At 70.1% G+C, this 14,490-nt stretch carries 13 protein-coding genes; 8 read left to right on the top strand and 5 right to left on the bottom strand.

All coding sequences use genetic code 11. From position 1 onward, the window contains the following. The first annotated feature begins 7 nt into the window (after positions 1-7). From Strain318_RS05125 to aroF, 4 genes are read left to right on the top strand one after another with little or no spacing between them, the layout of a single operon-like run. Positions 8-1,498 carry an SPOR domain-containing protein gene (locus Strain318_RS05125; protein WP_367887447.1) on the top strand — a complete coding sequence of 497 codons (1,491 nt, stop codon included), beginning with the start codon at positions 8-10 and terminating at the stop codon, positions 1,496-1,498. Beyond that, the gene (locus Strain318_RS05120; RefSeq protein ID WP_367887446.1) at positions 1,495-2,787 is read left to right on the top strand and encodes a hypothetical protein; all 1,293 of its coding nucleotides are present in this window, start codon (positions 1,495-1,497) and stop codon (positions 2,785-2,787) included. Before Strain318_RS05125 ends, Strain318_RS05120 begins: the two co-directional genes overlap by 4 nt. Further along, positions 2,788-6,309, top strand: coding sequence for a chromosome segregation protein SMC (smc, locus tag Strain318_RS05115; protein ID WP_367887445.1), 3,522 nt, complete (start codon positions 2,788-2,790; stop codon positions 6,307-6,309). A gap of 13 nt (positions 6,310-6,322) precedes the next feature. After that, a complete protein-coding gene (gene aroF, locus Strain318_RS05110) occupies positions 6,323-7,345 on the top strand; it encodes a 3-deoxy-7-phosphoheptulonate synthase (protein WP_367887444.1) in 1,023 nt (340 codons plus the stop codon). Positions 7,346-7,455: 110 nt separating this feature from the next. On the opposite strand, the gene Strain318_RS05105 is transcribed toward aroF, so the two are convergent. Next, positions 7,456-8,379, bottom strand: a complete 924-nt coding sequence (locus tag Strain318_RS05105) for an IS481 family transposase (protein WP_367886378.1) — start codon at positions 8,377-8,379, stop codon at positions 7,456-7,458. 215 nt (positions 8,380-8,594) lie between these two features. Here Strain318_RS05105 and Strain318_RS05100 point away from each other — a divergent pair, with 215 nt between their 5' ends. Continuing rightward, the gene (locus Strain318_RS05100; RefSeq protein ID WP_367887443.1) at positions 8,595-9,188 is read left to right on the top strand and encodes a hypothetical protein; all 594 of its coding nucleotides are present in this window, start codon (positions 8,595-8,597) and stop codon (positions 9,186-9,188) included. Positions 9,189-9,196: 8 nt separating this feature from the next. On the opposite strand, the gene Strain318_RS05095 is transcribed toward Strain318_RS05100, so the two are convergent. The 4 genes from Strain318_RS05095 to prmC are packed head-to-tail and all read right to left on the bottom strand — an operon-like array spanning position 9,197 to position 12,643. Continuing rightward, complete coding sequence (locus tag Strain318_RS05095; protein ID WP_367887442.1) at positions 9,197-10,750, bottom strand: S41 family peptidase; 1,554 nt, start codon at positions 10,748-10,750, stop codon at positions 9,197-9,199. Further along, on the bottom strand, positions 10,747-11,415 hold the full coding sequence (gene tmk, locus Strain318_RS05090; protein ID WP_367887441.1) for a dTMP kinase: 669 nt from the start codon (positions 11,413-11,415) through the stop codon (positions 10,747-10,749). The genes Strain318_RS05095 and tmk overlap by 4 nt, the downstream gene beginning before the upstream one ends. A gap of 8 nt (positions 11,416-11,423) precedes the next feature. After that, positions 11,424-11,777: a YlbF/YmcA family competence regulator gene (locus Strain318_RS05085; RefSeq protein ID WP_367887440.1), complete on the bottom strand. Its 354-nt coding sequence runs from the start codon at positions 11,775-11,777 to the stop codon at positions 11,424-11,426. 5 nt (positions 11,778-11,782) lie between these two features. Next, the gene (prmC, locus tag Strain318_RS05080) at positions 11,783-12,643 is read right to left on the bottom strand and encodes a peptide chain release factor N(5)-glutamine methyltransferase (RefSeq protein WP_367887439.1); all 861 of its coding nucleotides are present in this window, start codon (positions 12,641-12,643) and stop codon (positions 11,783-11,785) included. Between the two features lie 83 nt (positions 12,644-12,726). On the opposite strand from prmC, the gene Strain318_RS05075 reads away from it, so the two are divergent. The 3 genes from Strain318_RS05075 (at position 12,727) to Strain318_RS05065 (ending at position 14,486) form a co-directional block, all read left to right on the top strand. Continuing rightward, entirely contained in the window at positions 12,727-12,939 is a 213-nt protein-coding gene (locus Strain318_RS05075) for a hypothetical protein (RefSeq protein WP_367887438.1), read from the top strand. Position 12,940: 1 nt separating this feature from the next. Further along, entirely contained in the window at positions 12,941-13,393 is a 453-nt protein-coding gene (locus tag Strain318_RS05070) for a PIN domain-containing protein (protein WP_367887437.1), read from the top strand. 172 nt (positions 13,394-13,565) lie between these two features. Next, complete coding sequence (locus tag Strain318_RS05065; protein WP_367887436.1) at positions 13,566-14,486, top strand: restriction endonuclease; 921 nt, start codon at positions 13,566-13,568, stop codon at positions 14,484-14,486. Positions 14,487-14,490 lie beyond the last annotated feature (4 nt).

Genomic DNA, 14,490 nt, shown 5'->3' with positions numbered 1-14,490 from the left:
TTCGCAGGTGAATCTCCCCCGGCGCCACCTCCTGATCGCCCTCGCGGCCGCGGCCGCCACGCTGGCTTGCGGCGAAGGCCGCGTTTCGTCGGGCGGGAGCATCGTCGCGAGCGGCCCCGATGCCGTGCTGCTCCGCGTGGCCGCGGGCGGCGGAACCGCCCGCGCGCACCGCGTCGGCTCCGACAGCCTGCTCTGGAGTTCGCGCGACCGCGCCCCCGCCGTCGACCGCCTGCTCGGCTTCGATGACTTCCTCGGCCTGCTCATGCTGCGCGAGCCCAGCGGCCACGTGAGCTCGGTCGACCTCCGCCTCGGCACGGTCTCGCGGCTCGCCGAGGAACGGATTCCGACGACGTTGGTCAGCGAGGGTTCCTCGGTGTTCAGCATCGACAGCAGCGGCCGCGTGCTCCGCCTCACGCCGTCCGGCACGATGAGCTGGACCATGCCCGGCACCAGCGGCGTCGTACCGACGCCCGATGGCTCGTTGCTCGTGCTCACCACCGCCGAGGGCCGCAGCCACATCCGCCGCGTCGTCCCGCCGGAGACGCGCACGCTCGACAGCGCGACCATCGCCACCGTGCGGCTCACGTCGCGCACGCTGGCCGGCGACCGCCTCTGGGCCGTCACCGACGCGGGCCTCGTGTCGCTGCGCACCCGCGACCTCTCGCAGGCCTTCGACCTGCGCATCCGCGATTCGATCGTCGCCTTCGCGCTCACGCCGAGCGGCGACCGCGTGTTCGTCGCCACAGACGAGGACGAACTGCGCATCGTGGATCGCTACGCCGAGGCCGAGCGCGGAAACGTGGACCTCCCGGGCCGCGTCAGCGACCTGCGCATGGATCCCGACGGCCACTACCTGCTCGCCAAGGCCGCCGACACCGACTCCGTCTACGTGATCTCGATCGGCACGGCACGGGTCGTCAGCACGCTGGGCAGCGCGTGGCGCGCCGACTTGCCCTTGGTCACGCCTGACGGTCGCGTGCTCGTCGCCGTCGGGGATGACGCCGTGCTGCTCGACGCCGAATCCTCGCGGGAGCGCATGCGCTACCGCGGCGGCGCGGCGGACCGCTGGCTGCTCATCCGCTGGAACGGCTTCCGCCCGCGCGCCGCGGGCCTCGACCGGCCCGTGGAGTTCGAGGAGTACGCGCAGGACTCCGCCGCCGCCGACAGCGCGCTCACGGCCATGATCTACGGCCGCTACGGCGATCTCACGGGCGTGGGGCGTGCCTCGGCGACCGATGCGCCGGCGCCGCCGCCCGGCAACGCCGAGGGCCGCGGCACATGGACCGTGTCCTTCGCCACGATGATGACCGAGGAGCGTGCCGCCGCGATGGCCGACAGCATCGTCGTCGAGGGCCGTCGCGCGCGCGTCGTGCCGGGGAACCGCGATGGCGTCGCGGTATGGCGCGTGCTGCTCGGGCCCTTCGACTCGCGGCAGGCCGCCGAGCGGGCCGGCATGGCCTCGCGCATGAGCTACTGGGTGTTCGAGGGCGCGCCGTGACGCCAGACCTCGTGCCGCCCGAGGTCTGGGCGGACGAAGGGCGCCGCATCGCTGCACAGCTCGCCGACATCGCGGCGGCCGTCATCGTCGGCCGCGATGCCGACGCGGCCGCAGCGGTCGCGCTGGGCCTCGCCCGGGCCTGCTCCGCAGAGCGCCGGGTGGCCGTCGCAGACCTCATCGGTGGCGTGGCGGCGCTCACGCCGCTCGACGACCAGCCCGGCCTGCTCGAGTGCCTGCGCGACGGCACGGCCGTCTCGGACATCGGGCAGCCGCTGGCCGATGCGCCCGAGGTCTACGTGCTGCCCGCCGGCCGCGGACCGATCGCCGAGCGCTGGGTCTTTGAGAGTGCGCGCTGGGAGCGCCTCGTGGGTGGATTCCGCGAGGTCGATGCCCTGCTGCTGCTCGTGGCGCATGCCGGGGCGCCCGGGCTGGACCGGTTGATTGAGCGTGTGGACGGCGTGGTGGCGGTGGATCTGCCCCCCGCCCAGCTGCGCACGCTTCCGCTCATCGCCACGGTGGATCACCCGGAGCCCGAGCTGCCGCCGATCCCGCGCACGCCGCCGGTGGCTGGCCTCGCCGTCCCCGCGGCCCGCGCGCCGCGCAAGCGCGGGCGCTGGATCCTCCTCGCACTCGCCGCCGTCGCGGCGAGCGTGGGCCTCGGCCTGCGCTATCTCCCCCAGCGCCAGGCCCCAGTCGCCAACGCCACCAGCGCGGCGGATTCCGCGCCACTTGCTGCGCCGATTCCCGCACCCGACACCGGCGCGGTCGCCGACTTCACCCTCGGCCCCATTGTCAACCCCGAAGACTCCGCCGCCGCCCTGCGATTCAGCGTCGAACTCGTAGCGGCAAACAGCCTCTCGGGTGCAAATTCAGGGCTTACGTCGCGCGGGGATCCGTTCCCGATTCCCACCGTGGCGCCGGTATTGCTTGGGGCTGCCCCATCGGTGTGGTATCGCGCGATGGTCGGGGCGTGGGCCACCAAGGCCGAGGCCGAGGCCTGGCTCGAGCGGGAACGGGCCCTCGGGCTCGTGCGCGGCACCGCCGGGCGCGTGGTCGAAGCACCGTTTGCATTGCAGCTGTTCGAAGGCCCCCGCGAGGAGGCCCTCAGCCAGTCCCTGCGACTGGACCGCGAGGACGTGCGGGTCTACGCCCTCGAGACATCCGATGGCCGCGTCCGCCTGCTGGCGGGCGCATTCGAATCGGCGAGCCAGGCCCTCTGGTTCGCAGCGCAGTTGAATGGGCGCGGGCTCTCCCCGCAGCTCGCGTACAGAACCGGGAGAACGTACTAAGTGCGGTTGACCAAGCTCGAGTTGCACGGCTTCAAGTCGTTTGCCGATCCGGTGTTCCTGACTTTCGAGCCGGGAGCAACGGCCATCGTGGGCCCGAACGGCTGCGGCAAGTCGAACGTCTCCGACGCCGTGCGCTGGGTGCTCGGTGAACAGCGCGCCCGCCTGCTGCGCGGCGGCAAGATGGAAGACGTCATCTTCCAGGGCAGCTCGGCGCGCCGCGCCACCAACGTGGCCGAAGTCTCGCTGCACTTCGAGAACTCCGACGGCATGCTGCCCGTGCCGTTCCAGGAAGTCGTCATCACGCGCCGCCTCTCGCGCTCGGGTGAGAGCGAGTACTTCCTGAACCGCGCCCCCTGCCGCCTGCGCGACATCCACGATCTCGTGCGTGGCACCGGCCTCGGTGCCGACTCCGGCGTCGTCATCGAGAGCAAGATGATCGACGCGCTGCTCTCCGACCGCCCCGACGACCGTCGGGAGCTGTTCGAGGAAGCGGCCGGCGTCGGCCTCTATCGCGATCGCCGTCGCACCACGGAACGCCAGCTCGAGGCGACCTCGGGCGACCTCGTCCGCATCGACGACCTCACCAGCGAAGTGCAGACGCAGGTGCGTTCGCTGCTCCGCCAGCGCAACAAGGCGGAGAAGGCCGCCGGCCTCACCACGCGTCGCTTCGCCGTCGAGCTCACGCTCGCCTCGCGCGAGATGGCCTCGTGGCAGCAGGAGCTGGCCGACCTCGACGAGCGCCTCGGCGGGCTTCGCGACGCGCTGCCGCTCAAGCACGAAGCCGTGCGCGCCGCCGAAGTCGCGCGCGACCTCGCACAGGCCGCCCGCGCCGCCGCCGAGACGGCGCGGCAGGAGCGCGCCATCGTGGCCGCGCAGGCGCGCCAGAGCGTGCTCGAGCTGCAGCAGGAACTCGCCGTCGCCGAAGAGCGCCACCGCAATGCGCTCACGCGCCGCGAGCGCGCGCAGCAGGAGCGCCAGGAAGGCGCCGCCTTCGGCGATCGCCTGCAGGGCGAGATGGACGCCGCGCAGGCCGAAGAGACGCTGTGCGCCGAGCAGTTGCACGAGGCACTGGAAGTGCTGCGCACAAAGGTCGCCGCGGAGGAAGAAGCGCGCGGCACCGTTTCCGCCGCACGTCAGAGCGCCGATGCCGCCGATCGCGTCGTGCGCGAGCTGCGCGACACCGCGCGCCGCCTCGAGCTGGAGCGCGAGAACGCGGAGCGCGAGCTGGCCGACGTCGCGCAGCGCACCGCTGCGCTCGTCGCCGAACACGAGGCGCTCACGGCGCGCCTGCAGTTGGCCGAGCGTGAGCTCAGCAGCGCCGACGAACAGTTGGTCATGGCCCGCGAGGCTGCTGCACAGGCCGAGGCCGCGCTGGAGCAGTCGCGCGCTGCAGCCCGCGAAGCGCGCGACCGTGAAGCCGCCGCCCGCGCCGACGTGCGCCGGGTGGAAGAGGAGCACACCGCCGTGCAGGGCCGCCTCGCCGCCCTCGAGGGCCTTGAGCGCGAGCGTGTGGGCCTCGCGCCGGCCGCCGCCAAGTTGCTGCGCGAGCGTGAGCGCTTTGGCAGTGATGCCGTGCTCGGTCCGCTCTCGGACTTCATCGGTGCCGACGCCGCAGTGGCCGCGCAGATCGAGCGCTTCCTCGGCGCCACCGTGCACGCCGTGGTGGTGCGGGACCGCGCCGCCGCCGACGCCGTGCGCCAGTGGCACAGCGAGACCAACCCTGGTGCCCTGCTGCTCCTGCCGCTCGATGCGCTGCACGATGGCAACGGCAGCTTCGACGCCGACGAACTCGCCGCGCGCGTGCGCGCCGAGGGCGCCGGTGGCGGCTGGGTACGGGCGCTGCTCGGGAAGGTGAAGGCGACAACGGACGGTACGGGCTTCATCGACGCCCGCGGTGCGATGTGGCTGCCCGCCAAGGATGCCGGCTCCGCTGGCCCGCTCACGCGCCGCGCCGAGCTCGAGGAGCTGCGCGCGACGCTGGCCAACGTCGATGTGCGTCGCGCTGAGGTCCAGTCGCGCGCGCAGGCCGTGCATGCGGAGGTCGTGCAGGCCGAAGCGGCCGCTGCCACCGCCGCCGACAACGCGGCCGCCGCGCAGCAGTCGCTGGCGCAGGCCTCGCAGGTGCGCTCGGAGCGCGACCGCGTGCGTGAGCGTGCGGCGCGCGAGCTCGCCGACGCCGTCGCGCTGCAGGAGCGCCTGGCCGGCCGCCACACCGAACTCGGCGACCGCGTGAATGCGTCGCTGGTGCGGCAGGAAGAGACCGCCCAGAAGCTGCTCGAGGCGGATGAGTCGTCCACCGCCGCACGCGGCCTGCTCGGCACCGCCGAGCGCGCGCAGGACGAGGCCCGCGAAGCCCGCGCCGCGCAGCAGGTGGCGCATGCGCAGGCCGAAGCGCGTCGTCAGGTGGCCACGGAGCGTCGCGAGCGCCTGGCGCGCGAGCGCGCCGCCGCGGCCGATCGCTTGGTGGCGCTGGAGCGCGAGATGCAGGCGCTGGCCGAGCAGGATGGGCAGCTCGAACAGCAGATGGGTGTGTGGCAGCAGGAGCTCGAGGCACGTCGGGCGTCGCAGGCCGAGGCCGACCAGGCCCTCGCTGGCGCCGAGCAGGCGGTGCGCGAGACGGAATCGGAGCTCCAAGCGGCGGTGGCCGCACTCGACGCCGCGCGCGTGGACGCCAACGCCAGCAGCGAGACGCTGCACGTGGCCGAACTGCGGCACACGGAGCTCTCGGGCAAGCGCACCGCCATCCGCGAGCGCTTGGAGACCGAGTGGCGTCGTCCGCTGGACGAGCTGTTTGCGAACTACGAGCCTGTGGACGCCGAGGACGAGGCGCTGCGCATCGAAGCCGACGACCTGCGCAAGCAGCTCGAGGCGCTCGGCCCGGTGAACCCGCTGGCCATCGAGGAGCACGAGGAGGAGACCAAGCGTCTCGAGTTCCTCACGACGCAGCGCGCAGACCTGGTGGAAGCGCAGGCCAAGCTGCAGCAGGCCATCAAGGAGATCGACGTCACGGCGCGCGACTTGTTCCTCGCGACCTTCGCGCAGGTGCGGGCGCACTTCCGCGAGATCTTCATGACGCTGTTCGGCGGCGGCGAGTGCGACCTGCGCCTCGAAGACCCGGAGCGGCCGCTGGACTGCGACATTGAGATCCACGCCAGCCCGCGCGGCAAGCGCACGCAGCGCATCCACCTGCTCTCGAGCGGGGAACGCGCCTTGGTCGCCCTGTCTTTGTTATTTGGCATCTTCTTGACCAAGCCCAGCCCGTTCTGCCTGCTGGACGAAGTCGATGCCCCGCTCGACGACCAGAACATCGGCCGCTTCGTGCGGATGCTCAACGAGTTCAAGAAGAAGACGCAGTTCATCGTGATCACGCACAATCCGCGCACGACCACCGAGGCGGCCGATGCCGTCTACGGCGTGACGATGCAGGAGCCCGGGGTGTCGTCGCTCGTATCCGTGCGCATGCGCGGGCCGGCGGTGGACGCGACCGAGGCGGAACCGGCGGGCGCCGCAGGCCCCGCGTAAGGAAGACTCAGCGATGCTGGTAGTGATGAAGCAGGGCGCCACGGCGGCGCAGATCGACGCCGTGTGCCAGTGGATCCGAGACAAGGGCTACACCGCACAGCCGATGCCCGGCGCGCAGCGCACGGCCGTCGGCCTCGTCGGCAACGACGGCCGTGTGGATGGCTCGCCGCTCGAGGATTTCCCCGGCGTCGCCGAGGTCATCTACGTCTCGAATCCGTACAAGCAGGTCTCGCGCGAGTGGAAGCAGGAGACCACCATCGTCGAGATCGCGCCCGGCGTGCGCTTCGGCGGCAGCGAGGTGCCGATCATAGCCGGCCCCTGCTCCGTGGAGAACGAGCAGCAAATCGTCACGGCGGCGCGGCAGGTGAAGGCGGCCGGTGCGGTCGCATTGCGCGGCGGTGCGTTCAAGCCGCGGTCGTCGCCGTACTCGTTCCAGGGCATGGGACTCGAAGGCCTCAAGCTGCTCAAGCTCGCCAAGCAGGAAACGGGCCTGCCCATCGTGACCGAAGCGATGGACGAGGCGGGTGCCGAGCTGGTGGCCGAGTACGCTGACATGATCCAGATCGGCGCGCGCAACATGCAGAACTACTCGCTGCTCAAGACGGCGGGCAAGCTGAAGAAGCCCGTGCTCCTGAAGCGCGGCATGGCGGCGACGATCCAGGACCTGCTGCTCAGCGCCGAGTACTTGTTGGCCGAGGGCAATCCGAACGTCGTGCTCTGCGAGCGCGGGCTGCGGTCGTTCGACACCGCCTCGCGCAACCTGTTCGACCTCACGGCGATTCCCGTGGTGCAGCAGCTGTCGCACCTGCCGATCGTCGCGGACCCGTCGCATGGCACGGGGCGGCGCGACAAGGTGTTGCCGATGTCGCGTGCGGCAATCGCCGCCGGCGCGGATGGCATCTTGATCGAAGTGCATCCGCAGCCGGAGAAGGCGATGAGCGACGGTGCGCAGTCGCAGACGCCGGCGCAGTTTGCCGAGACCGTGGTGCAGCTGAAGCGTGTGGCCGAGGCGATCGGGCGGCGGATCGCAGGCTAACTGCTAACGGCATTCACCACGAAGGCACGAAGACACGAAGGCGCTGCAGGTAGTCGAAGGGTTTGCGTTCAGGTCTCTTTGGGACTAGCTGTTGTTAGTGAGGACGTTGTTCACAGGGCCGCAGCGAGATGCAGCATGGGGGGGAGGTAGTTGAGGGCTGAGTGTCCGCGCGCCTCATTGTACGTCCGCAGGTAGCGCGCGAGCCACTCCGTGCGCACCCGCGAGGAGGGGTAGGGGCGCGCGTACGCCCATTCCCGCAGGAGCGTCTGGATCAGCCGCTCGACCTTGCCGTTCGTGCGCGGCGTGTAGGGCATGGTGCGCTTGTGCGTGATGCCGTCGCAGCGGAGGAGCGTGCGCACCGCGTGGCTGCGATAGCAGCTCCCGTTGTCGGTGAGCACGGCGCGCACCCGCACGCCGAGCGCCGCGTACCACGCGATCGCCCGTGCGAGGAAGGCCGCCGTGGTCGCCGCGCGCTCATCGGGCAGGACCTCGGCGTAGGCCACGCGCGAGTAGGCGTCCACCGCGACGTGCACCGCCTCCCAGCCGATCCCGCGCACGCGGGTCCGGCGGTCGCCGTGGATGCGGTGCCCCACGCGGCCGATGCGCCCGAGCTTCTTCGTGTCGACGTGCAGCAGCTCGCCCGGTGCCCGCATCTCGTAGCGGCGCACCGCGCGCGGCGGCTCGAGCCGAGGGAGCCGCTGCAGGCCGTGGCGGCGCAGGAAGTGGATCACCGTTGAGAGCGGGATGCCCGTCTCCTGGGCGATGCGCGTCGAGCTCCAGCGCCGCCGGGTGCGGCCCCGAAGGATCGCGCGGCGCTGCGGCCGCGGGAGCTGGGTGAGGCGATGCGGGCGCGACGAGCGGTCCGCGAGCGCCGCCGCGCCGCCGGTGCGGAAGCGGGCGACCCACTTCCAGACGGTGCGGACGGAACAGGCCGCGCCCCGGGCGACGGCGGCGGGATCCTGCCCGCCCAGAACGGCGGTCGCGACGGCGAGTCGCCCCGCGACGGTCAGACGTGCATTCTTGTGGATGTTCACAGGAGCCTCTGGCGGGGTGCCGGTTGAGCGTCTCAGCAACCCCAGCTTGCATCCGCTACGCTCCTGTGAACAACCTCCTCACCAACAACAACTAGCGCGGACCCTTCGGCGCGTTCGATGGCCTTCGTGTCTTCGTGCCTTCGTGGTGAAGCAGTTTCGCTCCTGCGCGCGGGATTTTCGTGGACTCGGCGCTCGCCGAGCGGTAAATTGCGGGCATGACCGAGCGCAAAGAGTTCTGGTCCGCGCGATACGTCCTGGGGGACCCGCGAGCTGATGAGCCGCCGCGCGGCCGCAATCACGATGAGCGGTTGCGGATGGTGCGCGAGCTCAGCGCGATGGGGTACCGTTGCGACCTCACGTCGGACTTCCGCGATATGGTCGCCGCCTTCCTCGATGAAGACGTGCAGTTCCTCATTGTGGGTGCACACGCGCTGGCCATTCACGGGGTGCCGCGGGCCACGGGGGACCTCGATCTCTGGGTTGCGGCAAATCCTGAGAACGCCGCTCGCGTCTGGAGGGCATTGCTGCGCTTCGGAGCACCTGTTCACGACCTGAAGTTCCGGCAAGTCGACTTCGAGGAAGCCCGCGAGGTATTTCAGCTGGGGCAGCCGCCGAACCGCATTGACATCATGACGCTGGTGAGCGGCGTGAGCTTTGCGGATGCGTGGAAAGCCCGCGTGATCGGCAAGTTCGAAGGCCGCGACGTCGGCTTCCTCTCGCGCGAACACCTGATCCAGAACAAGTCGTCCACCGGCCGCGGCAAGGACCGGGTCGACCTCGAGATGCTGGGGCCGCCGCTCGAGGACTGAGCGGCGAGCTACTCCGCGACGAACACGTCCTGCGGCGCACGCGCCTTGCGCAGCACACTCGCCGCGCGCTGCACCACGGCATCGCCGCGCACCTGGCGTCGCTGCGCATAGGCGGCGCCCCAGCCCTGCCGCGCGATCTCGTCGCCCAAGCGGCGGTCCACGAAGGCGCTCGCCTCGTTGAAGGTCGTGACGCTCACGTTGAGCCCCATCGCCCGCATGCGCGCCAGCACGCGACTGCGCCACGCCGGACTCGTGGTAAACAGCGAGTCGCGCACGGCGCGCTCCTGCACCAAGGAGCGGGCCACCGCGCCCAACGCCTCGCGCCAGCGCGGCACATCGGCGCCGAGCTCGGCGAGCAGTCGCCGTTCGGCTGGATCGACGGCGCTGTCGCCCGCGACGATGTCGGGCACGATCCCACCGCCACCGTAGACGCGGCGCCCGCTGGCCGTGCGGAAGACCGGGCGCGCGGTGTCGGCGTCGGCCAAGCGCTCCTCGTCGGGCGGTGCGACTTCGATCGAGCGCCCCAGCGGCGTGAACCAGCGCGCCTCGGTGAGCGAGATCGCCGCGCCGTTCTCCAGCGGATACACCGTCTGCGCGCTGCCCTTGCCGTAGCTCACGTGGCCAAGGACCAGCGCACGATCGTGGTCCTGCAGCGCACCGGCGACGATCTCGGCGGCGCTGGCTGTCAACGAGTTGACCACGACGGCGATCGGCATTCCCGCCCAGCGCTCGGCGGTGGAGTCCACGTAGGTCATCGTCGCCGACGCCGCACGGCCGCGCGTCGTGACGATCTGCTTGTCGGCGCTGAGGAAGAGATCCGCCACGCCCACGCCCTGTTCGAGCAGGCCGCCGGGATTCCCGCGCAGGTCGAGCACCAGCGACGTCGCCCCCACACGACGCAGGGAGTCGACCATCGAGATCAACTCGGCTTCCGTGGAATCGGAGAACGTCGTGACCGCCACATAGCCCACCCCACCATCGAGCACGACGGCGCGCGTTACCGCGCGGTTGCGGATGTCGGCGCGCTCCAGCGTGACCGTGATGCGAGTCCCCTGCCCGCGTTCGACGACGAGGCGCACGGTGCTGCCCAGCGGGCCGCGGAGGTTCTCACGCGCTTCGTTGACCGTCCAGCCTTCCATGGACTTGCCGTCGAGCTCCACGAGCCGGTCGCCCGTCTGCAGGCCTGCGCGCTCGGCGGGCGACCCTGCGCGAGGCTGGATGACAGTGATCCATCCGTCGATGACGTCCACGCTCAGGCCCACGCCGCGATACGCGTTGGATGCCGCGAGATTGAGGCGCTCCAGGCGGTCCGGCGTGATGTAGGCGGTGTTGGGGTCGCCGAGTTCGTCGAGCATGCCGGCGATCGCGTTCTGCCAGAGCTGCTCGTCGTCGACCGGTTCGACGTAGGCCGTGCGCACGCGCTCCATCACCGAGTCGAGCAGGCGCGCGCCCTCTTCGGAGCGGCGTTCGTCGCGGTCCAAGGCGCGGCCGAGCAGCCAGGCGCCGGAGAGCAGCGCAATGGCGATCAGGGCGGCCGGGGGCAACAGGCGGAATCGGTTCATGCGCGGGTCCCGGCGCGCGTCAGCAACGCGGGACAGTGCGCGGCGATCGCGTCGTGCACACGCTGTTCTACCACGTCGAGCGAACCCGAGGCATCGACCGCGACAATCTTGCCGCACTCCGGATGCGCCTGCTGCCACGCGGGCTCGGCGAACTGGTCGAAGGCTGCGGCGACGCGGTCGTGGAACTCGCGGGCGGCGCTTTCAAAGCGGTCCGCTGCCCCGCGCTTGCCCGCGCGCTCCAATCCTTCCGTGACGGGCAGTCGCAGGAGGATGGTCAGGTCCGGCACCAGGCCGGCCGTTGCGAGCTCGTTCGCCGCGCGAAGCTCTCGCGCGGGCAATCCGCGGCCATGGATCTGATACGCGTAGGTGGAGAGCAGGAAGCGATCGAGCAGGATGTGCTGCCCCGCCGCGAGCGCCGGCTTCACCACCGTGTGCACCAACTGCGCCCGTGAGGCCACGAAGAGCGTGGCTTCGGCGGCCGGCGCCAGCGGCATGTCGGAGTGCAGGAGAATGTCGCGGATGCGGTCGCCGACGGGCGTGCCGCCCGGCTCACGGTAGACCGCATGCTCGACGCCGGCGGCGCCAAGACGCGCCGAGAGGCGCTGGAGCTGGGTGGACTTCCCCGCTCCCTCGCCTCCCTCGAAGACGACCAACTGGCCGCGCAAGTGCGGGCTCAGCCCAGCGTGATGATCGGGCTCGCGGCGCCCTTCTTGATGCCCTCGAGCATCCACTGGTTCACCTGCTGCATCACCTTGTCGAAGTTCTCGTTGGCGGCGATGAAGCGCTGGTAGAGCGCGTTGGACTGCACGGTGCCCAAGAGCTGCTCGAGCTGCTCCTCCATCTTCGGCGTGGGCGAGGAGCCCGCCTGGATGAGGGCTTCCGCGTCGCGGCGCAGCGTCTCCATCTGCTGGAGCGCTTCGACGAGCTGCTTGTCTTCGTTGAGGGCCTCGTTGGCGCGCTTGACGGCCTGGTACTCCGCGCTCTGGCCGATGAGGCGGCCCAGTTCCACTGCCTTGTCGCTCAGCATCCGATCTACCGCTCCTTTCGTCGGGCCACCACGAAGCGCGGGCGGCCGGTCAGGTCGAGTCTGGGTTCGACGTCCGTGAATCGGGCGTCGGCTTGGACGGCCTGGACCGCGAGGTCGCAGCGTCGGCTGTCCACTTCCATTGCGAGTAATCCGCCGGGCTGGAGGATGTCTCCCGCCTGGCCGATGAGCCGCTCGATGACAGCCATCCCGTTGTTGTCGGCGAAGAGGGCCGAGTGGGGCTCCCAGTCGCGGACGTTGGGGGGCAGTTCGGGCAGTTCAACTGGAGAAATATACGGGGGATTGGAGACGATAGCTTCGACGATTTGGCCCTTGAGGGGGGCCAGGAGGTCGCCGTGGCGGAAGTCGAGTCTTGGCCGGCGGTCTTCGGGGATGGCCTGCAGGTTCGCCTTGGCGACTTCGAGGGCTTTTTCGGAGATGTCGGTGGCGATGACGTGCTCGAAGGCGCTCTCGGCGGCTAGGGCGAGGGCGATGGCGCCGGATCCTGTCCCTACGTCCACGACCGTGCCTTTGCCGCCTCGCTGGGCGGCGATGACTAGCTCGACCAAGAGCTCGGTTTCGGGCCTTGGGATCAGGGTGTCAGGGGTGACGCGGAGCGTGAGGTGGCGGAAGGGGGCTTTGCCGACGGCGTACTGCAGGGGCATGCCCTGCTTCAGCTTTTCCGCGGCTTCTTGGATGGCTTGGACCTCGGCCGGCGTGAGCTCGTGGTCGGGGTTGGCGGAGGGCCAGAAGCGGGGCTTGTCGAGGACCCAGGCGATGAGGTCGCGGGCTTGGGCGCGGGCGGGGGGGATCCCCGGTCGCACCAGCAATAAGGAGATGTCGTCGAGGACGTCGCCGAGCGTTACCATGGCCACAATCTAGCCGCGCGCCGTCGGCTTGCGAATGTACGGATAACTCATAGCTTCTGTACGTACACTTGACTGGAGCGCGTATGGCCAGCACGAAGCGCCCCGCGGGACGGCGCGGGAAGGTCCGCAAGGAGTTCTGGCTCGACCCCAAGGCACTGCGTCGGGCCCAGGCGCTGCTCGGCGCCGAGACCGAGCGGGAGACCGTCGAGCGCGCCCTTGATCTCGTGGCCTTCGGCGCCGAGGTACGGGCAGGCGTCGCGGCCCTGGCTGGGCTGCGGCTCGATCCGCGCGCCTAGCGTGCGGAAGTACGTTCTTGATACGAACTGCTACATCGACGCCAGCCGCGATGCCCAGGCGCATCAGGCGCTGGAGACCTTCGTGTCGTGGGCGGCGCCCGCTCTCTATGTGAGCAGCGTCGTTGCGGCCGAGTTGCGTGCGGGCGCCAGGTCCGCCCGCGACCGCCGTACCGTCGAGGACCGGTTGCTCGGCCCGTTCGCGCGGCATGAGCGCGTGCTCACGCCCAGCGCGGCGGCGTGGGATGCGCTCGGACGGACGCTCGCGTCGCTCCGGGAGAGCGACGGGCTCCAGCTGGCCCAGGCGAGCCGTGGGTTCGCGTTCGATGTGCTTCTCGCTTACACGTGCCGGGAACACGGCGCCACGTTGGTGTCGGCGAATGTGAAGGACATGGCGCGCATCCGGCGCGTGTTTGCGTTTGAGACGGTTGCGCCGTATCCGCGTGTGCCGACGTAGGTGGGTTTGGGACAGAGTGCGCCTGCATTGGCGACGCGGACGGATTGCGGAAAGTCGGACTCATGAGACTGGTGTGCGGCCGTTTCGAGAGTGAAGTTCAACCGTCGTAGCGGCCCGGCGACTTGGGCTTTCATCAGCTGCCCGATTCACACCACGACAAGGGACTGAGCGAGTGGCCATTCCGACCTACGAACAGATGCTCCGCCCGATCCTCGCGATGGCACGCGAACGCGACATCTCGCGCCGCACTATCGTCGAGCCAGTCGCCGACTACTTCAGCCTCACGGAGGCCGAGCGCGCACTCACGATTCCCAGCGGCGCAAGGACCGTCGGGAACCGCAGCGGTTGGGCCATGACATTCCTCACCAAGGCGGGGCTGATCGAGAAGGTCGCCCGCGGCCAGTATCGCATCACGCCAGATGGACGCCGCTACCTCGACGAGTATCCGGATGAGATTCTCGTCAAGGACCTTCGGAGGCAGCCCGGCTGGAAGTCTGCGTGGGGCCGTGATTCGAGCGACGATGAGAGTGGCGAGGACACGCGGATTCTTGACGAGAACTCCGCCATCGCACCCAACGAACTTGTCGAGCAAGGCGCCGCGGCGCTCCGCAAGGAGCTTTCACAGAGGCTTTTGAACGAGGTGCTGAGCCAGACGCCCGCCTTCTTCGAACAGCTCGTGCTTGATGTGCTGCTCGCGATGGGCTACGGCGGCACGCGTGAGAATGCGTCGGCGCACCTCGGCAGGTCCGGCGACGAAGGCATCGATGGCGTGGTGAACCAAGACGCCCTCGGCCTCGATCAGATCATGGTGCAGGCCAAGCGCTATGCCCCCGATCGACCGGTTGGCCGCCAAGCCGTCCAGGCGTTCATTGGCTCCTTGGCCGGCCAAGGCGTGACCAAAGGCGTGTTCATCACCACCAGCTACTTCAACGAGAACGCCGCCGAGTTCGTGCTGCGCGGCTCAAACACCAAAGTCGTGCTCGTGGATGGCCAGCGCCTGATCGACCTGATGATGCAGCACCACATCGGCGTGCGCATCAAGCAAACCATCGAGCTGCTCGAGCTCGACCAGAACTACTTCGACGAAGAGTAGAACG

The organism is Pseudogemmatithrix spongiicola (assembly GCF_030623445.1).
GTDB classification, from domain to species: domain Bacteria; phylum Gemmatimonadota; class Gemmatimonadetes; order Gemmatimonadales; family Gemmatimonadaceae; genus Pseudogemmatithrix; species Pseudogemmatithrix spongiicola.
Note: the sequence above shows the minus strand (reverse complement) of the source record. Positions and strands in the feature narration are given on the sequence as shown.